Source organism: Streptomyces sp. NPDC005791, assembly GCF_042871485.1.
GTDB lineage: Bacteria > Actinomycetota > Actinomycetes > Streptomycetales > Streptomycetaceae > Streptomyces.
Genome location: NZ_JBIAIP010000013.1, coordinates 115,384 through 135,965 on the forward strand (window position 1 = coordinate 115,384; position 20,582 = coordinate 135,965).

General features: G+C 71.1%; 19 protein-coding genes. 9 read left to right on the top strand and 10 right to left on the bottom strand.

Going from position 1 to position 20,582, the window contains the following annotated elements; translation table 11 throughout:
• Positions 1–2 precede the first annotated feature (2 nt).
• Positions 3–1,094, top strand: coding sequence for a histidinol-phosphate transaminase (hisC, locus tag ACFYSH_RS24785; protein ID WP_388755289.1), 1,092 nt, complete (start codon positions 3–5; stop codon positions 1,092–1,094).
• Between the two features lie 55 nt (positions 1,095–1,149).
• On the opposite strand, the gene ACFYSH_RS24790 is transcribed toward hisC, so the two are convergent.
• The 7 genes from ACFYSH_RS24790 to aroF are packed head-to-tail and all read right to left on the bottom strand — an operon-like array spanning position 1,150 to position 8,977.
• Positions 1,150–2,343: an NAD(P)/FAD-dependent oxidoreductase gene (locus tag ACFYSH_RS24790; protein ID WP_388755292.1), complete on the bottom strand. Its 1,194-nt coding sequence runs from the start codon at positions 2,341–2,343 to the stop codon at positions 1,150–1,152.
• Positions 2,340–3,572 carry a nickel pincer cofactor biosynthesis protein LarC gene (larC, locus tag ACFYSH_RS24795; RefSeq protein WP_388755294.1) on the bottom strand — a complete coding sequence of 411 codons (1,233 nt, stop codon included), beginning with the start codon at positions 3,570–3,572 and terminating at the stop codon, positions 2,340–2,342. Before larC ends, ACFYSH_RS24790 begins: the two co-directional genes overlap by 4 nt.
• On the bottom strand, positions 3,569–4,381 hold the full coding sequence (gene larB, locus ACFYSH_RS24800) for a nickel pincer cofactor biosynthesis protein LarB (protein WP_388755297.1): 813 nt from the start codon (positions 4,379–4,381) through the stop codon (positions 3,569–3,571). Before larB ends, larC begins: the two co-directional genes overlap by 4 nt.
• A 3-nt stretch (positions 4,382–4,384) precedes the next feature.
• Positions 4,385–5,287: an ATP-dependent sacrificial sulfur transferase LarE gene (larE, locus tag ACFYSH_RS24805; protein WP_359470924.1), complete on the bottom strand. Its 903-nt coding sequence runs from the start codon at positions 5,285–5,287 to the stop codon at positions 4,385–4,387.
• On the bottom strand, positions 5,287–6,798 hold the full coding sequence (locus ACFYSH_RS24810) for an isochorismate synthase MenF (protein WP_388755300.1): 1,512 nt from the start codon (positions 6,796–6,798) through the stop codon (positions 5,287–5,289). Before ACFYSH_RS24810 ends, larE begins: the two co-directional genes overlap by 1 nt.
• A 3-nt stretch (positions 6,799–6,801) precedes the next feature.
• A complete protein-coding gene (locus tag ACFYSH_RS24815; protein ID WP_359470918.1) occupies positions 6,802–7,905 on the bottom strand; it encodes a phenazine biosynthesis protein in 1,104 nt (367 codons plus the stop codon).
• A 28-nt stretch (positions 7,906–7,933) separates the two neighbouring features.
• Positions 7,934–8,977, bottom strand: coding sequence for a 3-deoxy-7-phosphoheptulonate synthase (gene aroF, locus ACFYSH_RS24820; RefSeq protein ID WP_388755303.1), 1,044 nt, complete (start codon positions 8,975–8,977; stop codon positions 7,934–7,936).
• A 502-nt stretch (positions 8,978–9,479) separates the two neighbouring features.
• Here aroF and ACFYSH_RS24825 point away from each other — a divergent pair.
• The 6 genes from ACFYSH_RS24825 (at position 9,480) to ACFYSH_RS24850 (ending at position 16,487) form a co-directional block, all read left to right on the top strand.
• A complete protein-coding gene (locus tag ACFYSH_RS24825; RefSeq protein WP_359470914.1) occupies positions 9,480–10,157 on the top strand; it encodes a cyclase family protein in 678 nt (225 codons plus the stop codon).
• 72 nt (positions 10,158–10,229) lie between these two features.
• A complete protein-coding gene (locus tag ACFYSH_RS24830) occupies positions 10,230–11,429 on the top strand; it encodes a DUF362 domain-containing protein (RefSeq protein WP_388755306.1) in 1,200 nt (399 codons plus the stop codon).
• Position 11,430: 1 nt separating this feature from the next.
• A complete protein-coding gene (locus ACFYSH_RS24835; protein WP_388755308.1) occupies positions 11,431–12,795 on the top strand; it encodes an aldehyde dehydrogenase family protein in 1,365 nt (454 codons plus the stop codon).
• 68 nt (positions 12,796–12,863) lie between these two features.
• Positions 12,864–13,961, top strand: a complete 1,098-nt coding sequence (locus tag ACFYSH_RS24840; protein WP_359470906.1) for a hypothetical protein — start codon at positions 12,864–12,866, stop codon at positions 13,959–13,961.
• Between the two features lie 45 nt (positions 13,962–14,006).
• Positions 14,007–15,263, top strand: a complete 1,257-nt coding sequence (locus ACFYSH_RS24845; RefSeq protein ID WP_359470904.1) for an ATP-grasp domain-containing protein — start codon at positions 14,007–14,009, stop codon at positions 15,261–15,263.
• 129 nt (positions 15,264–15,392) lie between these two features.
• On the top strand, positions 15,393–16,487 hold the full coding sequence (locus ACFYSH_RS24850; protein WP_388755312.1) for a DUF5925 domain-containing protein: 1,095 nt from the start codon (positions 15,393–15,395) through the stop codon (positions 16,485–16,487).
• A 7-nt stretch (positions 16,488–16,494) separates the two neighbouring features.
• Here the strand turns inward: ACFYSH_RS24850 and ACFYSH_RS24855 are convergent, their stop codons facing one another.
• Positions 16,495–16,869, bottom strand: a complete 375-nt coding sequence (locus ACFYSH_RS24855) for a GntR family transcriptional regulator (protein WP_359470898.1) — start codon at positions 16,867–16,869, stop codon at positions 16,495–16,497.
• Positions 16,870–16,966: 97 nt separating this feature from the next.
• On the opposite strand from ACFYSH_RS24855, the gene ACFYSH_RS24860 reads away from it, so the two are divergent.
• Positions 16,967–17,887, top strand: coding sequence for a GNAT family N-acetyltransferase (locus tag ACFYSH_RS24860; protein WP_388755315.1), 921 nt, complete (start codon positions 16,967–16,969; stop codon positions 17,885–17,887).
• A complete protein-coding gene (locus tag ACFYSH_RS24865) occupies positions 17,868–18,368 on the top strand; it encodes a DUF402 domain-containing protein (RefSeq protein WP_388755318.1) in 501 nt (166 codons plus the stop codon). The genes ACFYSH_RS24860 and ACFYSH_RS24865 overlap by 20 nt, the downstream gene beginning before the upstream one ends.
• Positions 18,369–18,376: 8 nt before the next feature.
• On the opposite strand, the gene ACFYSH_RS24870 is transcribed toward ACFYSH_RS24865, so the two are convergent.
• The gene (locus ACFYSH_RS24870) at positions 18,377–19,636 is read right to left on the bottom strand and encodes a hypothetical protein (RefSeq protein WP_359470890.1); all 1,260 of its coding nucleotides are present in this window, start codon (positions 19,634–19,636) and stop codon (positions 18,377–18,379) included.
• A 1-nt stretch (position 19,637) separates the two neighbouring features.
• Positions 19,638–20,477 carry an alpha/beta hydrolase gene (locus ACFYSH_RS24875; RefSeq protein ID WP_359470888.1) on the bottom strand — a complete coding sequence of 280 codons (840 nt, stop codon included), beginning with the start codon at positions 20,475–20,477 and terminating at the stop codon, positions 19,638–19,640.
• Between the last annotated feature and the right edge of the window lie 105 nt (positions 20,478–20,582).

Sequence of the window (20,582 nt, forward strand, 5' to 3'; positions counted from 1 at the left end):
GCATGTCCGATCCCTCCGACACCGCCCGGTCGCCCCGTTTCCGTTCGGCGCTTGACCAGCTGGTGAACTTCAAGCCGGGCAAGCCGGTGCGCTCACCGGAAGGCCACTCGTACGAACTGGCCGCGAACGAGTCCCCGTACGGACCGCTGCCCGCCGTTCGGGAGGCGATCGCCGAAGCGGCGTCGGGAGTTCATCGCTACCCGGACAACAACTGCGCCGCTCTGATCTCCGAGATCTCCGGGCGGCTGGTCGTGCCGGAGGAGAACATAGCCGTCGGCTGCGGCTCGGTCGGTGTCTCCCAGATGCTCCTGGAGGCGGTCGTGGACCCGGGCGACGAAGTCGTCTACGCCTGGCGCTCGTTCGAGGCGTACCCGATCCTCACCCGGCTCTCGGGCGCCTCGGCGGTCGAGGTGCCGTTGCGGGACGGGGTGCACGACCTCACGGCGATGGCGGACGCGGTCACCGAACGGACTCGCCTGATCTTCGTCTGCAACCCGAACAACCCGACGGGCACCGTCGTGCACGGCCCGGAGCTGGAGGCCTTCCTGGACCGGGTGCCGGCGCAGTGCCTCGTGGTCCTCGACGAGGCGTACCGCGAGTACGTCCGTGACACCCGGTCGCCCGACGGGCTCACGCTCGCCCAGGATCGGCCGAACGTGGTGGTCCTGCGCACCTTCTCCAAGGCCTACGGTCTGGCCGGTCTGCGGATCGGCTATGTGGTCGGGCACCCGCTCACGATCGGCGCGATCCGGAAGGCCTACCTGCCCTTCAGCGTGAACGGCGTGGCGCAGGCGGCCGCGATCGCCGCCCTCCGCTCGCAGGACGAGCTGATGGCGCAGGTGGAGGCGACCGTCGCGGAGCGGAAGCGGGTCAGCGAGGCTCTGGCGGCCCAGGGGTGGAGTGTGTACCGGAGCCAGGCCAACTTCGTCTGGCTGCGACTCGGTGAGCGGACACAGGACTTCGGCGCGCATTGCGGCGCCGCGGGGGTGGCGGTCCGGGCCTTCGCGGGCGACGGCGCCAGGGTCTCGATCGGCTCGCCGCAGGAGAACGACGCCTTCCTCGCGGCTGCGGCCGCCTTCCCCGGCCGTCCCTGAGACGGCTCCGCCGGGCCGCCACGGCGGCCCGGCGAAGGAGGCGTACGCAGGAGGATCAGCCGCGCACCGCGCGGCGCAACGGCACGCCAGGGTCGAGGGCCAGGTCGAGGTCCATCGGTGTGGCGTCGCTGACCAGTCGACGGCCCTGCAGCAGGTCACGGGGCCTGTCGACGGTCAGCAGGGCCTCCAGTCGGTCGCCGTCCAGCCAGAGCGCCGTCCAGCCCCCGCCCGCCGCGGGCGCCCCCCTGAGAACCATGCGCTTCCCCGCCGGGTGATGACCCGCGTACTGCACGAACCGCCCGAACTGTTGCGACCAGAAGTACGGCGCCGGGTCGTAGACCGCTTCCTGGCCGAGCAGTGCCGCGGCGGCGGTCGCGGGGGCGTTGAGCGCCGTGTCCCAGTGCTCGACCAGCAGCCGGCGCCCGAAGCGCCGCGACCACCAGGCCGCGCAGTCGCCCACCGCCACCACTTCCGGCCGGGCCGTGCGCAGCGAGCCGTCGACGACCACTCCGCGGTCGGTCTCCAGCCCCGACCCCACCAGCCAGCCGATCTCCGGCCGGGCACCGATACCGGTGACGACGACGTCGGCCGCCAGGAACTCCCCGTCGTCCAGCGTCAGTCCCCCCACGTCGACGGAGGCGACCTGTACTCCGCAGCGCAACACGACGCCCGCGTCGGCGTACCAGGGCGCGGTCAGCGCACCGAGTTCCGGCCCGATCGCCCCGGCCAGGGGGGCGGCGCCGGCCTCCAGGACCGTCACACGGCACCCCTGTCCCGCGGCCACGGTAGCCACCTCGGACCCGATCCATCCGGCTCCGACGACCACCACGCGTGTGCCCGCCCGGAGCGCGGACCGTAGCGCGCGGACGTCGTCCACGGTACGCACGACGTGCTGGGCCCCCTCGCCCGGCAGCCGTACCGGCGCCGCACCCGTCGCGATCACCAGACCGTCGAAGTCCAGCGGTCCCGCCTCTGTCGTCACGACCCCGCCCGGCCGGCCGGTGTGCAGGCGCAGCCCCGTCGCGGAGCGGCCCAGGAGCGGTGTGCACCGCAGCTTCTGCCAGTCCACGGGCAGCGCTGTGTCGTCGCACTCCCCCGACAGGACGGCCTTCGTCAGCGGGGGCCGGTCGTACGGGGCGTGATGTTCGGCCCCGAGGAGCGTCAGCTCCCCGTCGTATCCCCTCGTGCGCAGTTCCTCGGCGGCGCGCAGGCCCGCGAGGCCGGCACCGACGACGATCACGTTCTTCATGGGGCCGGCCTCCGGTTCGCCGCGTCCGTGTTCGCGGCGGCGATGGCCCTCGCCAGCGCCGTCTTGAGCGGCACGCCGAGCAGTTCCGCCGCGGCGGCCACGTCCTCGTACTCCGGCTGGGCGTTGACGGGGCAGCCGTCGCGTGTGGCGATCTTGACCCGGACGGCTGCCTCCCCCACCGGGACGGTGATGAAGTGCCGGTCCAGTTCCCGCTTCTCCACCCGGTACTCACGGGTGCCGATGGTGGAGGTCTCGGTCATCACGATCTCGCGTACGTCCGGCAGCAGAGCGGGCGGGCACAGGACGGACAGCGTGTGGGCGGGCCGTCCCTTCTTCATCAGGATGGGCGTGAGCCAGGCGTCGGAGGCTCCGGCCGCCATCAGCCGGTCCAGTACGTGCGGCCAGATGCGTGGATCGAGGTCGTCGATGTTGCATTCGACGACCGCGGCCTGGGTGGTCCGGGCCGAGTCGGCCGCCGCCTCCTGCGGGGCTGGATCCGCCGGGACCCCCAGAACGACCCGCAGGACGTTGGGCACGCCCTCGGGGTCGCGGGTGCCCGCGCCCGTTCCGCCTCCGCTCAGCCTCAGCGGCGGCAGTTCGTTCCACGTCCGGCAGAAGGTGAGGACGAGGGCCGCCCCCGTCGGCGTGCACATCTCGTACGGGAGCCCGCCGGACCGGGCCGGTGCGCCGTGGTCGGCCAGCAGCCGCAACACCGCGGGCACCGGTACGGGAATCCTGCCGTGGGCGCTGCGCGTCGTGCCACTGCCGAGCGCGATCGGTGTCGCGCTCGCGGCGCCGATCCCCAGCTCGTGGAAAGCCGCGCAGGAGCCCACGACATCGCCGATCGCGTCGAGCGCCCCCACCTCGTGGAAGTGGACGTCGTCCACGGCGATGCCGTGCACGGCGGCCTCCGCGCGGGCCAGCCGGGCGAAGACGGACAGCGCCTGCTCCCGGACGGAACCGGGCAGGGCGGCCTCCTCCAGCGTCCGGCGGATGGAGCGCCAGGTGCGGTGGGGCGGGCCGTCGGCCGTGTCGACATGCACCTTCGTGGCCGCCAGGCCGCACCGCGTCACGCGCTCGGTACGGATGCGGATGTCGCCGGGAGCCACGGCCTCCACGGCGTGCCGGATCGGTCCGACCGGTGCTCCGGCGTCGATCAGAGCACCGAGCACCATGTCCCCGGAGGCTCCGGACGAGCAGTCGAACCAGGCCGAAGTAGCTGTGCTCATGTGCGCTGCCCGTTCTCCGGCACGGCCTGGGACGGCACCATCCTTCGGGTCATGCGGGCCGCCGCGACGGCGGCTCCGAATCCGTTGTCGATGTTGCAGACCAGCACGCCGGGGCCGCAGGAGTTGAGCATGGTCAGCAGGGCGGCGACACCCCCGAAGGAGCTGCCGTACCCGACGCTCGTCGGCACGGCGACGACCGGGACGCTCACCAGGCCCGCGACCACACTGGGCAGCGCCCCGTCCATGCCGGCCACCACGATGAGGCAGTCCGCCTGGTCGAGCTCGTCGCGGACCGCCAGCAGCCGGTGGATACCGGCCACCCCGACGTCTCTCACGACGCCCACCGAGCAGCCGAACTCCCGGGCGACGAACTCCGCCTCGCGGGCCACCGGTTCGTCGGACGTACCGGCCGTCACGACGAGGACCCTGCCCCGGGCGGGCGGTTGCCCGCCCACGGCCGCGCACCGGGCGACGGTGTCGATCCGTGCGCCGGGGAAGGCCTCGGACACCGCTGTCAACGTCGTGTCCGGGAGCCTGGTCGCCACCGCGGAGCGGTCCGCGGCCCGGTCACGGAGTCTGCCGAGCAGGGTGACCGTCTGCTCGGGGGACTTCCCCGCGCCGTAGACGACCTCGGGATCGCCGGTACGCAGGGCCCGGTGCGTGTCGAGGCGGGCGAAGCCCAGGTCGTCGACACCGCCTCGGCCGGTTCCGGAGAGCGGGCCGTCGAGCAGGGCCCGCAAGGCCCCTTCGGCGCTCTCGCTGCCGGTGTGCACGCGCCGCAGCAGCGCGTGGACTTCGTCGCGGTCCATGGTTCAGGTGCTCCGGTCGTTCTGTACGTGGTGCCCGGACAGTGACAGTGGTTCGTTGAGCGAGCCGGAGCGGAAACCCCGGGGGTCGACGTCCACCGCCGGGAAGCCGGCTCCGCGGACGGCTGCCAGCGCCTCGGCGCAGTCGGCGACCTCGGCGGTGACGCTCCGGTCGACCTGGATGAGTGCGCGGTCTCCGAGGTCACGTACCCGCAGGTCGTAGGAGCTGATGGCCGCGCGACGCAGGGTGTCGCGCAGGGCGCGTTCGGCCGCCTCGACCATGGAGAGCCGGCTGCGGCTGATGGTGAGCCCGTAGGCGATACGGCTGGACAGACAGGGTGAGGCGGGTTTGTCCCAGGTCTCCAGACCCCAGTCGCGGCTCGCCGCGCGCACCTGACTTTTGGTCAGGTCCGCGTCGGCCAGGGGCGTGACGACACCGAGATCGGCGGCCGCCCTGATGCCGGGGCGGAAGCGGTCGACGACGTCGTCCGCGTTGGTGCCGGTGGCGACATTTCTGATGCCCTGGTCCCGGGCGACCTCCAGCAGCCGCCGGACCAGTTCGTCCTTGCAGAACCAGCAGCGCGAGCCGGAGTTCTGCCGGTATCCCTCGGAGTCCATCTCGTAGGTCCGGACGAAGAGGTGCCGGGCTCCCAGCTTTCCCGCGGTCTCGCGTGCGGCGGCACGCTCGGTGTCCGACAGACTGGCGGAGTCGCCCGTGGCGGCGAGGACCCGCCCGGGACCGAGCGCGCGGATCGCCGCTGCCAGCAACAGGGCGGAATCCGCCCCGCCGGAGAAGGCCACCACGACCGACTCCAGTCCGACCAGCCTGTCGTTCAGGACGCCGAGCCGGTGGGCGAGCGTCTCGGACGGGTGCGTCCCGTCGGCCGTACCAGGTGACGGAAAGGGCATCAAGGCCCCTCGATCCGGAGGGCCGACAGCATGGGGCGCAGTTTCGCGCAGGTCTCGGCGTACTCCGCCTCGGGGTCGGAGTCGCCCACGATGCCGCAGCCGGCGTAGAGCGAGGCGGTGCCGCCGTCGAGCAGCGCGGAGCGGATGGTGACCGCGAACTGGCCCTGGCCTCCGGCGTCGGCCCAGCCGACGACCCCGGCGTACCAGCCTCTGTCCAGTCCCTCGTTGTCGTCGAGCCAGCTCAGCGCCGCCTTGCGGGGGTGCCCCCCGAGAGCAGGGGTGGGATGGAGCTGTGCGACGAGGTCCAGGATGCCCGCACCGGAGCCCTCGGGCAGACGGCCCCGCACGTTCGTGGACAGGTGCTGGACGTTGGCGAGCTTGACCACCCGGGGCGGGGATTCGGCGCTGACGTCCTGGCATGACGTGCCCAGCGCGTCGCGGAGCATCTGGACGACCACGTCGTGTTCGTGCTGGATCTTGGCGCTCTCGACGAGCTCCTGGGCCAGCTCCTCGTCGTGTTCCGGTGTGCTTCCGCGAGGCGCCGTGCCGGCCAGGCCGAGCGTCTCCACCGAACGTCCCTCGACGCGCACCAGGTATTCGGGAGTGGCGCCGAGGAAGGCGTGCTCGTCGTGGTCTACGGCGAACAGGGTGGTCGTCGGATTAGCGGTGCGCAGCCGTCCGACGACGGCCGGCACGTCGTAGGGCTCGGAGGCGGTGACACGCAGCTCGCGGGCGAGGACGACCTTCTCGAACTCGCCTGCCCGTATCCGCTCGGTGGCCCGGCCGACGAGTCCCTTCCAGGAATCGGCAGTAGGCAGCTCCTCCTTGCGCAGGGTCCGCTCCCCCGCGGGCGGGGCGGCGGGCCGCTCGAGGGCCGGCCGTGCCGCCAGGCAGCGCCCGGCCAGCTGCAGCAGGCCCTCGGTGATCTGCTCCGGGTCGCTGTCGTGGAGCAGCACGGCATTGAGGCGCAGCTCGGCGGCACCGATGGAGTCCGCCGGGTCCGCGGGATCGGCGCAGGCGCTGCGGATCTGGAGGGCCGGAACCCAGAGCAGGGCGTCCGGCAGGCGCACGCGGTCGGACGGGTTCTCGGCACGGAAGGCGAACCCTCCGACGGCGAGCGGGCCCTGGCCGCTGCCGAGCGTGGTGACCGTGGCTCCGCCGGTGACCAGGTCTCGGGTGAGTGCGGCCCAGTCCGCACGGACGGCGTCGATCCGGTTCTCTCCCCGGCCGCGGAGATCGCGTGCGGTCCCGATGGCCATGACGGTTCCGCGGTCCCAGGCCGACTGCCACATGAAGGAACGCGACGTGGCGCGGCGGGCCCGGCTCCACAGGGTCAACGGGTCGGGGAGGAGGTGCTGTTCGGCCCAGCTGGCGAGCACCGGGGCCCGGGTCGCACGGGCCTTGGCGACGGCCTCGCGGCAGGTGGCCAGCAGGCCGTCCCGGTCGACCGGGACGGAGGCGGTGGTGCGCCGCCGGTCGGCCGGCGGCGCGGTGGTGAGGTCGGCGGTCATGTTTCAGTACACCCCTTCCACCGGCGCGCCGGTGTTGTCCCCTTCGAGGGGACGTACGTCGGCCAGGCCGTCCTGCGGATAGCGCGACGAGGGGCGGATCCTCACGACCGCGTCGCGCTCCAGGGTCCCGGGCAGCAGCAGGTCGCGGGTGACCAGGCTGATCCTGGCCTGGCCACGCTCGCCGTAACCCACCTCCGTGCCCGTGTTCTCCGGATCGACGACCTTCACCCTGCTGAAGGGGTGGTAGGGGATGAAGACGCAGCGTTCGTCACCGTCCGCCTGGGGGTCCCTGGGGCGCTGGGGGGCGATCCCCATCATGGTGTTGCCGTACAGACCGACCAGGGCGGCCTCGGGGAACACCTCGCACTCCAGGGCGCGCAGGGTCTCCGGGCTGATGCTGGTTCCCGCCCAGATGATGCCGCGAACCTTCCGCTGGACCAGGTCGAGGAGTTCCTCGTCGGCGGCCAGCGCCTCCAGCACGGGCGGGGTGGCGAAGAGGACGGAGACGGGCTGCGTGGTCAGCACGTCCCGGGCCTGGCCCAGGATGTGCTTCACGTAACGGGACGCCTCTTCCTTGCGGCCCTGTTTCACGCTCTGCTTGACCCAGCGCGGATCGAAGTCGATGTAGTGGCAGAAGGTACCGCGCAGGTGGGCCAGCAGCCCGACGGAGCGGCCGACTATGTGCGGCCCGGTGGGACCGATGTGCAGCCAGTGCCCGGCGCCCTCTCCGGGGACCCCGTGGTCGGCGAGGACCTCGCTCACCCACAGGACACCGTTCCGCCGCGAGCGGGACTCGACGATGCGCTTGGGCCGGCCGGTCGTGCCGCCGCTGTCGAAGACCTGGAAGTCCCAGCCCTCACGTCCGATTCCTGCCGGGACCAGTTGGTCGACCGGGGTGTCGCGCCACTCCTCGCTGACGTCCGGGAAGAGGGCGAGGTCGTCCCAGGAGTGGATGTCGGTCAGTGGGTCGAAGTCCAGCTTCTTCGCGCGCTCGACCCAGAACGGGGAGCCGGTGCGCGGGGAGAAGTGCCACTGCATCGCGGCGTGGATGAAGTCCGTCGGCGAGAGGTCGGCGGTGAAGGGTTCGGCCGAGTTGTCGTCGTACATGTGTGTGACGTCTCCGAGAAATGGGGGGTCAGGCCGGGGTGAGGGTGTGCGGGCGGGCGGACGCCAAGGTGCGCCCGACGGCCTCGACCACGGGTCCCAGTCCGCTCATCAGCGTGGCGAACTGCTGACCGCTGAGGGCCTGCGCTCCGTCGCACAGCGCGTTCGCCGAGTCCATGTGCACATCGATGATCAGACCGTCGGCGCCACAGGCGGCCGCCGCGCGGGACATCGGTCCGACCAGGTGGGGCTTCCCCGTGCTGTGGCTCGGGTCGACGATGACGGGCAGGTGGCTGATCCGCTTGGCCTCGGCCACCGCGCTCAGGTCGAGGGTGAAACGGGTGCCCTGTTCGTAGGTGCGCACTCCCCGCTCGCACAGGACGACATCGGCGTTGCCGACGTGCATGACGTACTCGGCGGCCAGCATCCACTCCTCGATGGTGGCCGCCATGCCACGCTTCAGCAGGACGGGGCGCCCGGAGAGTCCGACCTCGCGCAGCAGAGCGAAGTTCTGCATGTTGCGGGTGCCGATCTGGAGCATGTCGCTCTCCTCGGCGACGCTTTCCACGTCCTGAGGCGTCACGACCTCGGTCACCACGGGCAGACCGGTTCGTTCGCGCTGCTCCGCCAGGAGCGCGAGGCCGGCGAGGCCCAGGCCCTGGAAGCCGTACGGAGAAGTACGGGGCTTGAAGGCACCGCCGCGCAGCATGCCCGCGCCGTGCGCGACAACCGTGTCCACGGCGGCGTTCATCTGCGTCCTGCTTTCCACCGCGCACGGTCCGGCGATCACCAGGAACTCAGGTCCGCCGATCACCGTGCCACCGGTGGAACCGATGCGCACATGGGTGTCCGCAGGGCTGAAAACACGGCTGGTCAAGCGCTGTTTTCCTGGGACCACCACGACACGGTCAACACCCGGCGCCCCTTCCAGGGCGGCGATCAGATGCGCGTCCCCTACGCCTTCGGTAATGAGCTTCACCGAATCCTTCCCTGAACAGGAAGTCGCGGCGTACCCCCGCTCGAGAAGCGAAGCATTTACCGACTCGACGTTCTCCCGAGTCGCCTGGGAATTCATGACCACTATCACTTGCGAAGTCCCCCCGAACGTTTGCAATTTCCCTGATGGTGCGCAGGCTAGCCCACGCCGTTTTGAGGCCGCAAGCAGTTTAATGAATAACCCGACCTTGCATCGGTTTCCTCACCTAAGCAGGCAATGGCCTCGTACGGTTCGAATGAAACGCTTGAGCCCCTATGTCCAGGTTGCTGACGCAAAAATTGCGTAAACTCCCAGGTCAGAGATGCCTAATCGACTTTCGGACGTCGAAGGCTCTTTTCGGCCAGACAAAGGGCCGGCATGGCCTCAAGGTACCGATCCGTGGCCCGATCAGGTCTTCTGCCGCACCGGCCTTCGTGGTAGGAAGTCGGCAGCGACAACGGCCTGCTTTCCGGAATCTTTCACTCCAGGCCATTCCCGATTCGCATCTCGTTGCCACATGTCGAACGGCGTGTGCTAACTTCCCCGAGCACCTTCCCACCAACTGTTCCGACATTCCCATGCCTGAAATCGGAGTAGACGCATGACCATGAAGATGATCGACATCAGTCAGGGTTGGCACGAGGGAATGCCGTCTTATGACGCACCGTGGTACCCGAAATTCGGGATTCGCAGGGCGATGACCCCCGAAACCGATCCGGCAAACGGCGGCCGGACCTTCTCGGACCTGCAGATATTCCCGCACAACGGCACCCATGTGGAATCCGGCTACCATTTCTACGAGGACCGCGAAAAGATTGACGAAGTCCCCCTGGAAACCTTCGTGGGCCGGGCCTGCATCGCGGATCTCTCCGAGAAGCGTGACCTGGACCCGGTCACCGGCGACGACCTGGAGCGGGTGCTGCGCGACATCTGGCAGCCGGGCGACCGCCTGCTGATCCGCACCGACCACCCGAACCGCTACCTGGGCCGCGAGGACTACTGGGACAAGCCGCCCTACCTCACTCTGTCGTCCGCCGACTGGATGGTGGACAACGGTGTCGCGCTCGTCGGCATGGACTGCATCACCGAGCGGCCGGACGACCGCAGCGGCCAGGTGCACCGCAGGCTGCTGGGGGCCGGCATCCCGATCCTGGAGAACATCCAGAACCTCGACCAGGTCACCAGCCCCGTGGCCCAGTTGATGGCCCTCCCGATCAAGGTCAAGGACGTCGAGGCCGCGCCGTCGCGCGCCGTCGTCTTCGACGGATGGCCCTTCTGAACCGACCGCATCCGACGCGCGGTGACCGCGCGAGAACGAGGGGGGAATGTGATGTCGGGTGACCGCACAGCCGTGGCGCTGAGCAGAGTCGCAGATCAATCGGCAGCCGCGGTCGACGAGTCGGTCGATGAGGCGCTGCATCTTCTGGGCGATCCGCTGCGGGATGTCGGCAGGGGCGACCGGGTCGTCATCAAGCCGAACATGTTCCAGCGCAAACCGGGGTTCAGGACCAGTCCCGAACTCCTGCTCGCTGTGGCGAAGAGGGCCTCGGAGCGAGGTGCCGAGGTGTTCGTGGCCGAGCGCACGCAGGTACTCAAGGAGATCCTCGACGGGAGCCCGGTCCACCGCTACGCGAAGGTCGTCAGCTTCGACGACCGGCCGCTGCGGATCGTGCAGGTCCCGGACGCGAGATCGCTGCGGGTGCCGGTCTCGATGCCGGACATCGTCCTCGACTGCGACTTCTTCATCGGGGCTCCTCAGCTGAGGACCCACTCCAGCGTGATCCTCACCAACGCGATGAAGAACCTGGTCGGGCTGTTTCCCGGCTTCACCACCCGCATCGTGCACATGGCGGGCGTCGAGGAGTGCATCGTCGACCTCAACCAGCTGCGACCGCAGCACCTCGTGGTCTGCGACGCCATGACGGTCGTCGAGGGCAACTACCCGATGGCCGGACACACCCGTGAGGACGTCGGCCTGATCGCGGCCTCGCGCAACGCCGTGGCGATGGACGTCGCCATGGCCGCGGTCGCGGGCGTCGCACCGGAGGAACTGGCCTACCTGCGCGACGCGGCGCAGCGAGGACTGGGACCGCTCGACCTCCGTGAGATCGACGTACGAGGGGCGTCGGTCGAGGACGTGTCGTTCACGATCGACCGCGCTCCCGCAGTCATCGCTCCGCCGCGCGAGGGCGTCCACGTCCACGCCGACACGGCGTGCGAGGACTGCCGGCGCTGGCTCTCCGCAGCCCTGCACATGCTGCACGACGAACTCATGGAGTACCCAGGGGAGATCACCATCGTCTCCGGGCCCATGGAGCGGCTGCCCGAGCTACGGGGGGCGGTGGTCCTCGTGGGCAACGCGCTGTACGAGCACCGTGAGGCCGGTGTCTACCTGGAGGGGTGCCCCCCGCGGGCGATCCAGGTGGCCGGTCTGCGCCACGCGATGGGGCAGACCGTCTCCGGGCCCGAACGTACACAGTTCCGCGTGCCGACCCGGGACGCACAGGACACCGGGGCACTCGCCTGGCCCGCACCCGAGGAGTTGGTCTGACGTGTTGCTCCCCCTGCCCGTGGTGCGTGACGGTGAGGAGCACACCTCCCGCGACGCGCGCGTCCTGCACGGTGTGGACGCCGCTCCCCTGGCGACCGTGCACGAGGCACCCCCGCTGATCACCCGACTGGCGGTCAAGGCGATGCGCCGGGCTCCGCGCATCCCCCTCGACGAGCGGCTCACGATCCTCGCGGAGGCGGGGCGCCGGTTCGCCGAGGACACCCTCGGCGGTGAAAGTCCGCAGGAGTACTGCCGGCTCCAGGCCCTGGCTTCGGGAGTGCCGGTCACCGTGGCCCGCGGCGCCCTCGGCAGGGTGCGCGAGGACTGCGCGCGGATCGGCGATGTCGTGGCCGGGCAACGCCCGGTGGGGGTGGGCCGCGCCGCGCGCTGGGCCCGGCGCGGGGACATCCTCGGCGTCATCGCGCCCAGCAATCATCCCGGTACGCATGGTGCGTGGCTCCAGGCGATGGCCCTGGGATACCAGGTCGCGGTACGTCCGGGTGCCCGCGATCCGTTCACCCCCCTGCGCCTGTGCCGGGCGCTGCTGGCCGCCGGCCTCCACCCGGGATGGATCACTTTTCTGCCGGGCTCCCACGCGGCTGCCGACGTCCTGATCGACGCCGTCGACCTGGCCCTCGTCTACGGCAGCGAGACCACCGTCGCCCGGCACCGCGGCAACGCACGGGTCCTGGTCCGTGGACCGGGCCGCAGCAAGATCCTGGTGGACCGGCCTGTCGACGGGGCGACGCTGGACCACCTGGTCGCCGAGATCGCGGGCGACGGCGGGGTGCGCTGCACCAACACCACCGCGGTGTACACCTCCGGTGACCACCGCGCGCTGGCGGAGGCACTGGCGGACCGGCTCGCGGTGCTTCCCGCCCTGCCGGTCACCGACGAGCGAGCCGTCCTGCCGGTCCGCCCGCAGAAGGAGGCCCTCGGTCTGCGGGCCTCCTTGCGCAGGGCCGCGCCGACGGCCGACGACCTGACGGAGCACCATTACGACGACGGGCCCGTGCCCGTCGTCGACGGCGACGGGTCCGCGCTCCGCCCCGCGGTCATGTGCGTGGACCGTGCCGACCACCCCGCGACGGCCACCGAACTGCCCTTCCCCTGCGTCTGGGTGGCACCCTGGCAGCCGTCGCAGGGAATCGGCCCCCTGGACGACTCCCTGGCACTGACCCTGCTCACCGACGACGCGGCACTCGTCGGCCGGGCTCTGGACACCCCCGGCATCCGCACCGTGCTGCACGGTGCTCTGGACGGCTGGTGGCGTGACCCGTACCTGCCCCACGACGGCTATCTCGGGCAGTTCCTGCGAGAGGCGCGTGGTTTCGCGTCCTCGCCGCCGCCGCGCAGCCCGGCCTGAACATGTCCGCGGCGCGCGGACGTCCCGGCCGCTCCGCACTCGACCACGATTGATTGAGGTGTTTGACGTTGTCTCCTGCTCTGCCCGGCCTGCCGGTCGTCGTCCTTCCCGAGGACAACAGCGTCCGAGGACGCACCCGCCCGGCCGCATCCGTCCTCGCCTCGCGTGACGCCGCGATCGGGTCGCTGATCCGGCTGCGCACCGAGCTGCTGAGCCCGCAGGGTGTGGGCCCCGCACTCGGCGAGGCCATGGAGGAAGCGGTGGCGTGCCTGACCGGGTTGGCGGCGGAGACGGCCGTGCCCGCTCTGGACACCGGCTCCATGGTGCCGATCGTCCCCAACCACGAGTACTTCGGCGTTCGTACCGCCGGTGTCGACGACGCCTACCTCATCCATGAGGTGTCGGTGATCATCGCGCGGGCCCTGGCCGACCTGCGGCACGCACGGCTCGACCTCAACGACCGGGCGGCCGTCGTCGGGGCCATGACCGCCGTGCTGGAGGGCCTGGTCCCGGCCGAGGGCGCACCCCTGGCACATCCGGCCGACGGTGCGGCGCTGCCGGGCCGCGAGATCGTGTATCCCGGCCACGACGAGCTGACCCGGTGGGTCATCACCCACCACTTCTACTTCGTCCTCAACCTCGCCGCCGCGCAGACCGTCTCCCGCGCGACCCAGGCGCTGCTCGACAAGGACCGGGACGCAGCCTTCGACGCCGTCCAGGAGGCCATCGTCTACGTCCGCGGATTCACCGCGGCCATGATCCACTCCGGGGACATGTCCGCGGCCTGCTACGACGCCAAGGTGCGCCCCACCATGCAGCCGCCGGCCGTCAAGGTGGCGCTGACCGGCCGTACCCAGCCCGAGCACAAGGCCTACCGCCAGGCGATGCGGCGCCTCGTCAAGGTCTCCGAACCGTTCACCGAGCTGTTCGCAGCCGATCCCGAACTCGCCCTCGCCCGCGACGCCCTGCTGGAAGCCGATCTCCAGGACATCGAGCGGCACGTCATCATCACGGCCGCGCTCGTCGGCGACGACCGTTCCATCGTGCAGGGTGAGGCCGCCGCCGAGAGCGCCGTAGGTGCCCTGCGCACCATGCGGCACGTCCGGGCCGAGCTCTACCGCGACCTGATGCGCTGCGGTGACCCGGTCACCCTGACCAGGGCCTGAGCACCGGCCGGATCGTCCACGTACACATACACGGGTGAGGTAAGAATGAGCACGGGTTCCGACCCACGGACGGTCGTCATCGTCGACGCGTTCGCCAGCGCGCGCTGTCTCGCGCCGCTGTTCCGCGCGCGGGGTTACACATGCGTCCACGTGCAGAGCACCGCGACGATACCGGCTGCGTACGAACAGAGTTTCCAGCCAGGCGACTTCGTCGCCAACATCGTCCACGACGGTGATGTCGCCCGGACGCTCGCCGCCGTCGCCGAGTACGCGCCGACGGCTCTGCTGGCGGGAATCGAGCGCGCGGTCATCCTGGCCGACCAACTGGGCGAGGAACTGGGACTCCCGACCAACGGCACCTCCCTGAGCCTCGCCCGCCGGGACAAGTTCCGCATGATCGAGACGGTGCGGGAGGCCGGCGCACCCGCCGTGGCACAGGTCCTGGCTCCGGACCTCGACACGCTGCTCGCCTGGTACGAGAAGGTCGGGGGCCGGGTGGTGCTCAAGCCGGTGAGCAGCGCGGGAAGCGACGGCGTCTTCTTCTGCGACGACGCCGACGAGGTCCGCAAGGCGTTCGGCAGCCTGATCGGCACCACCAGCGCGCTGGGCCAGGACAACCACGCGGTGTTGGCGCAGGAGTACCTCGTCGGCAGCGAGTACATCGTGAACTCCGTGAGCCTGGACGGGAAGCACCGCGTCACGGACATCTGGAAGATGCACCACCTCAGCGCCAACGGGGTGCACGACCTGCCCGCGGGGGCCGAGCTGATGACCAGCCGCGGCCCGGAACAGGACCTGCTGATCGAACACACGGTCCAGGTCCTGGACGCCCTCGGTGTCCGTAACGGCCCCTCACATTCCGAGCTCAAGCTGACGCCGGACGGCCCCCGTCTGGTCGAGACCGGGGCGCGCGTCTGCGGCGCGGACGTCCACGTGCCGACGGGTGCGGCGATCGGCGAGAGCCAGCTGGACTGGACGGTGGACGCGTGCGTCGACCCCGACCGTTTCCGTGAGCGGTGTGACACCCCTTACGAACTGATCAGGCACGCGCGCATCGTCAACATGGTCTCGCCGGCGGAGGGCACCCTGGTCTCCTATCCGAAGATGGCGGAGCTCCGCTCCCTCGAGAGCTTCCACGAGGTCCTCTACCGGGTCCGCCCCGGCCGGCCGGTGCACCCTTCCGTCGACGACTGGACCTTTCCCATGCGGGTGTACCTCCTGCACGAGATCGCCAGTTCGGTCGCGCGCGACGCCCTGACGGCCCGGTACCTGGACGGCCCGGGCTTCTACGAGGTCGCCTGACCCCGGACCGGCGCGTCCGGAACACCCGGGTGGCCGGGTCGGCGATCCCGCGACCCGGCACCCGGGTGCCGGAGGCCGGCTCCCGAAATCTGCGTGCGCGGGGTGCCGCCGTGCCGGATCATGGGCGCCATGTCTGCCAACCCCGAATCCGCCCTGCCGATCCGGCTCAACGTCGACGACAGCGATGCGCCGTCCGACGTCGTGGACGCGCTGTTCCTGGGCCGCTTCGCCACGGGCGAGCAGCCTTACTCGCACAGCTCCTCCCTCGACCGGGTGAAGTCGACGGCGACCCTGCTGCCCCCGGCGGCCGAGGTGCTGCGGGCGGCCCGTGACGACGACCGCAGTGCGACCCTCGCCGAAGGCGACGGATGGACCCTGTTGGTCTCGCGGTGGAACCGGGGCGCCGACGTCACGGTCACCGCGACCACCCCGGAACTGGCCCAGAAGATCCTGTCCGAGGCGACCGACGGGGCGCGGGACGAGCCGGAGCCGCAGCCCGAGAACGTGACGATGGGCTTCTGGTACGTCTCGCCGCGCCGCGGCCCGCACCGCACGACGCGGCAGATCGCCGCCGGCGCCTGGGACGAGGTCCGGCCCAACTACACGGCTCCGGTGGCCGATGCCATGGACCGGCTGATGAAGGTCACCCCCGACGACATCGCCGGCCGGCTGCTCCTGCTGCACGGCCCTCCGGGCACCGGCAAGACCTCGGCGCTGCGCACCCTCGCCCGCTCCTGGCGCGACTGGTGCCAGGTCGACTGCGTACTGGATCCGGAGCGGCTGTTCAACGACGTCGGCTATCTGATGGACATCGCCATCGGTGAGGACGACGGTTCGGCGAAGGGCCGGTGGCGGCTGCTGCTCCTGGAGGACTGCGACGAGCTGATCCGCGGCGAGGCGAAGCACACGGCCGGTCAGGCGCTGTCCCGGCTGCTGAACCTGACGGACGGCCTGCTGGGCCAGGGCCGCAACGTACTGGTGGGGGTGACGACCAACGAGGACCTGGAGCGCCTGCACCCCGCCGTCGTCAGGCCGGGGCGCTGCCTGGCCCGCATCGAGGTGGGTTCACTGACCCGTGCGGAGTCGGCGTCCTGGCTGGGTACCGAGGAAGGGCTCGGCCGGGAGGGCGCCACGCTCGCCGAGCTGTACGCCCTGCGGCGGGGCGGTGGCCCCGCCTCCGTACCGAAGCAGGACGCGGGGGCCGACGCCGGCCTGTACCTGTGAGCGTGCGCTACCCCGCGTAGGCAGCCCGCACCGCGTCCTCGGCCAGCGCCAGGGCGTCGGCGCGGGACAGGCCCAGGCGCCGGGCCTGCTCGGCGTACTCCCGCGCCGCCGTCGCCGCGTGACGGGCCGCCGCGTCGCCGGCGGCGGCGACGAACGTCCCGTTACGGCCCCGGGTCTCGATCACCCCGTCGCTCTCCAGGGCGCGGTAGGCCTTGGCCACGGTGTTGGCGGCGAGGCCCAGTTCGCCGGCGAGGCCGCGTACGGTCGGGAGCCGGTAGCCGACGGGCAGGGCGCCGGAGCGGGCCTGCTCGGACAACTGGGCGCGCAGCTGTTCGTACGGGGCGGTGGCGGAGTCCGGGTCAACGGCGATCTTCAGGGTCACGCGCCGATTCTCTCGCACCGGAGGGTTCCGTCACCGGCCACACCGCCGGGAGTAATTCGGAGGCGGTCGGGCCGGGCCCCGCGTTACCGTCCCGCTCATGACGGTTCTCGTACGTGACTTCCGGCCCGCCGACGTGGACGCCTGGGTACGGGTGCGGCGTGCCGCGCTGCCGTACATGGTGACGACTCCTGAGCAGGTTCTGAGCGACCTGTCCGCCGCCCACCCCGAACGGCACTACCGGCTGCTGGTAGCCGAGGAGGACGGCGAGGTGATCGGCACCGCGCAGGTGGGCATCTCGCACGAGAGCACGAAGCCGGGCCAGGGGTTCTGCAATCCGTACGTCCGTCCGGACAGGACCGGCCGGGGCGCCGGCACGCTGCTGATGCGGGCCGGCGAGGAACATGTGGCCGGTGTGGGCGGGACCGCCGTCTACACCTGGGTGCTCGACGAACCGGCCAACCGCGCGTTCGCCGAGAAGCGCGGCTATGCGGCGCGCCGCCCGGCGCACTTCCTCCGCCTCGGCCTTGCGGACGGGACGCTCCCGCCGCTCCAGGAACTCCCCGCCGGGGTCGAACTGCGCACCGCCGCCGACTACGAGGACGATCCGCGCCCGCTGTTCGTAGCCGACGCGGAGACGTCCGCGGACGAACCGAGTGACACCCCGGTGGAGTTCACCGACTACGAGAACTGGCTGGCCACGACCTGGCGGCAGCCCGGCTTCGACCACGCGCTCACCACCGTCGTGACGGTGGACGGGCAGGTCGCGGCGTTCAGCGTGGCGCAGACGGATGGTCTGACCCGCTACTGGTCCGGCATGACCGGCACCGTGCGCGCCTTCCGCGGCCGGGGCATGGCGAAGCTCGCCAAGAACGATTCGCTGCACCGGGCGAGGGCCGCCGGATACACGGACGCGTACACCGGCAACGACGCCGGCAACGGCCCGATGCTGGCGGTCAACCGCTGGTTCGGTTACGAGATCTGTGCCACGGAGGTGCGTCATGTCCGCGAGATCGGCTGATGCCGGTACCGCTGTGACGGTGGCGCTGGTCAAGGCGGGCCGCACCAAGATCCGTTACCCGGCCGAGCCGGTCGGCGACGACGGAACCAGGATCACCGTGCGGGCCCCGTGGGCGGCCCCGGGGGTCCGGGACTTCGGCTTCGTCCGCTTCGAGCCGGGCGATGTCCTCACCGAGCACTACTGGCGGGACAGGTGGTACGCGGTGAAGGAGGTCCGCACGGGCGACGGGCGGCTGAAGGGCTGGTACTGCGACATCACCCGGCCCGCTGTGCTCCGGGGCTCCGAACTGGTGGTCGAGGACCTGGACCTCGACCTGTGGGTGTCGGCGGACGGCTCGTGCGTACTGCGCCTGGACGAGGACGAGTTCGCGGAGAGCGGGCTCGCCGGCCGCGACCCCTCGGCGGCGGACGCCGCTGTCCGGGCCCTGGACGAACTGGAGCACCTGGCCCGCGGCGGGGGCTTGGCGGGACTGCTCGGGTAGGAGGTTCCTCACGCGGCGCGCGGCTCGCCCAGAATGCCGGCCATCACCGCGTGGACCGGCGCGCCGCCGAGGAGCCGGCCGAGTTCCGCCACGCCGTGCCGCCGCTGCGGCGGGGTGAGCGAGACGTAGTGCTCGATGCGTTCGTTGAAGGTTCGACGGTATCTCGCGTAGAGCTCCTCGTCCTTGCGGATACGGCCGGCCAGTTCGACGAGAGCCGCCGTCCCGGCGAAGTCGTCCTCCGGCAGCGGATGGCCCGGCACCACGTCCGCGAACCGGCCCCCGCTCCGTCCGAACCAGGTGCCGTCCAGGGCACGCATGGTGAACACGTGGGCGTAGTGCTGCTCGTGGATCGCCAGGGGCAACCGCCCGAGGGCGATCGATTCGTGGAGCGCCGTGAGCCCGGGAGCCATCAGATAGTCCGGGGTGCTCGCCGCCACCCGGAGCAGTTCACGCTGGCGCAGGAGACGGCAGTCGGCCGTGCCGCCGCCGGCCGAGAGCGTCCGTTCCCGGCCCTCACCGAACGGGCCTCCGCAGACGAGTACCCGACGGAACCGGGGCCAGTCGCGCAACAGGTCCGGAAGCCACCGGTGCAGCAGGCGCAGGTAGTCGTCGTTGACGTCGAAGTCCAGGAGGAAGTTCTTGAACCCGCCGACGTTGACGAGCAGGTCGTGTTCCGGCTCGACGGCTCGCGCGGCGCTCCGCAGGCCTTCGACGTCGACGATCGAGCCGGTCCGGTGCATCCGGGGGCCGGCGCCCAGAGCCGCGAACTCCGCCGCGCGTTCGGTGACGCCGGGGAAGTTCTGGACGACGCTGTGGGTGGCGAGCAGGTGGGCCGCGACGACCCGCTCGTGCGGCGAGAGGCCCGTCAGATGCTGCTCGGCGGCCGCGAGACCGGAGCGTGGCATGGTCGCGCAGCGTTCGTGGATCGCGGACAGCGGTCGTGTGAGCTGCCAGAAGCTGAAGAGGCTGTCCACCATGGTCACGGGCCGCCGGGCCACGACGGCCCGGATCACCAGCTCGGTGTCCATGACGGAGATCACGTGGTCACTGCCCCGCAGCAGCTCTTCGGTCATCTCCGCCGCGGCCTCCCCGGTCATGCCTCCGGTGTCGTGGACCGTGTCGAAGGCATCGGGGTTGCGCCGGGCGAACACAGCGGCGACACCGTCACCGACGAACGCCCGCTCGTGCCCGTGGAGCGGCCGGGAGACCGCGACGAGCTCGGAGACGGGGCCGAAACCGCAGTTCTGCGCCCCCATCACGATCCGCATGTCACAGCCCGCCGGTCGTCTCCCGGGGGCGGTCCACCGCACCCGGTGCGGTGGTGAGGATCTCGACGATCCGCTCCGCGAAGTCGGCGGGATACCTCGCGTAGCCGACGTGCCCGCCGGGGAACAGTTCCACCACCCGGCCGAACCGCTCGGCGAGGGCCAGCACGGGGCGGTGCACGAGATCCCCGCGTGAGGCATGGCCACCGGCCCACACCACCTTGTCCGAGACCTCGCCGAGTGCGGTGAGGTCCGGCACGAAACGGGTGAACGGCAGGACGAAGTGGCCGAGGAAGAACGCGGTGTTGTCGTGCTCCCCGGGGAGCGCGGGCGCGGGCCGGCCGCCGTGGAGGGCCTGCAGTTTGACGAGGGCCGGCGCCATGCCCGCACTGCGGTACGTCCGGCAGATGTCGTCGAGGAGCGCCATGTGGAGTCTCGCGTCCGGCAGGATGGCGAGCACGGGTGGTTCGTGAGCGACGGCCAGCCGGATCCTGTCCGGGTGCCGGACCGTGAGTTCCAGCGCGACGAGCCCGCCCGAGCAGCTCCCGAAGACGTACACGGGCTCGTCGGGGCCTGCGAGGTGGTGGATCAGGCGGTACGCGTCGTCGGCGTGCTCCTCGACCCTCTGGTCCACCGGGGGGCCGTCGAGCACACTGCGTGAATTCCCTCGCGGATCGTAGGTGACGACACGGTGGCCGGCTGCCAGGACCGCGGCCAGGCGCTTGAACACGGCCGCATCGGAGTTCCCGCCCCCGATGAGCAGCAGGAGAGGCCCTTCGCCCCGTACCTCGTAGTAGATGGTCGCGCCCGGTACCGCGAGCGTTCCGCTGTCCGATGGGTTCATCTCACTCCCGTGCCCGAAACCGGCGTGCTTCCACAGCGTCACACAGAAGTCACGGACGGTGCAGGGCGTGGACGGTCCGGTGCGCACACTTCGAACGCCCCCCTG

Excerpts from the sequence above, each read along its gene's own strand:
- hisC (WP_388755289.1), top strand. The coding sequence starts at position 3 with ATGTCCGATCCCTCCGACACCGCCCGGTCGCCCCGTTTCCGTTCGGCG.
- ACFYSH_RS24790 (WP_388755292.1), bottom strand. The coding sequence starts at position 2,343 with ATGAAGAACGTGATCGTCGTCGGTGCCGGCCTCGCGGGCCTGCGCGCC.
- larC (WP_388755294.1), bottom strand. The coding sequence starts at position 3,572 with ATGAGCACAGCTACTTCGGCCTGGTTCGACTGCTCGTCCGGAGCCTCC.
- larB (WP_388755297.1), bottom strand. The coding sequence starts at position 4,381 with ATGGACCGCGACGAAGTCCACGCGCTGCTGCGGCGCGTGCACACCGGC.
- larE (WP_359470924.1), bottom strand. The coding sequence starts at position 5,287 with ATGCCCTTTCCGTCACCTGGTACGGCCGACGGGACGCACCCGTCCGAG.
- ACFYSH_RS24810 (WP_388755300.1), bottom strand. The coding sequence starts at position 6,798 with ATGACCGCCGACCTCACCACCGCGCCGCCGGCCGACCGGCGGCGCACC.
- ACFYSH_RS24815 (WP_359470918.1), bottom strand. The coding sequence starts at position 7,905 with ATGTACGACGACAACTCGGCCGAACCCTTCACCGCCGACCTCTCGCCG.
- aroF (WP_388755303.1), bottom strand. The coding sequence starts at position 8,977 with ATGAATTCCCAGGCGACTCGGGAGAACGTCGAGTCGGTAAATGCTTCG.
- ACFYSH_RS24825 (WP_359470914.1), top strand. The coding sequence starts at position 9,480 with ATGACCATGAAGATGATCGACATCAGTCAGGGTTGGCACGAGGGAATG.
- ACFYSH_RS24845 (WP_359470904.1), top strand. The coding sequence starts at position 14,007 with ATGAGCACGGGTTCCGACCCACGGACGGTCGTCATCGTCGACGCGTTC.
- ACFYSH_RS24850 (WP_388755312.1), top strand. The coding sequence starts at position 15,393 with ATGTCTGCCAACCCCGAATCCGCCCTGCCGATCCGGCTCAACGTCGAC.
- ACFYSH_RS24860 (WP_388755315.1), top strand. The coding sequence starts at position 16,967 with ATGACGGTTCTCGTACGTGACTTCCGGCCCGCCGACGTGGACGCCTGG.
- ACFYSH_RS24865 (WP_388755318.1), top strand. The coding sequence starts at position 17,868 with ATGTCCGCGAGATCGGCTGATGCCGGTACCGCTGTGACGGTGGCGCTG.
- ACFYSH_RS24870 (WP_359470890.1), bottom strand. The coding sequence starts at position 19,636 with ATGCGGATCGTGATGGGGGCGCAGAACTGCGGTTTCGGCCCCGTCTCC.
- ACFYSH_RS24875 (WP_359470888.1), bottom strand. The coding sequence starts at position 20,477 with ATGAACCCATCGGACAGCGGAACGCTCGCGGTACCGGGCGCGACCATC.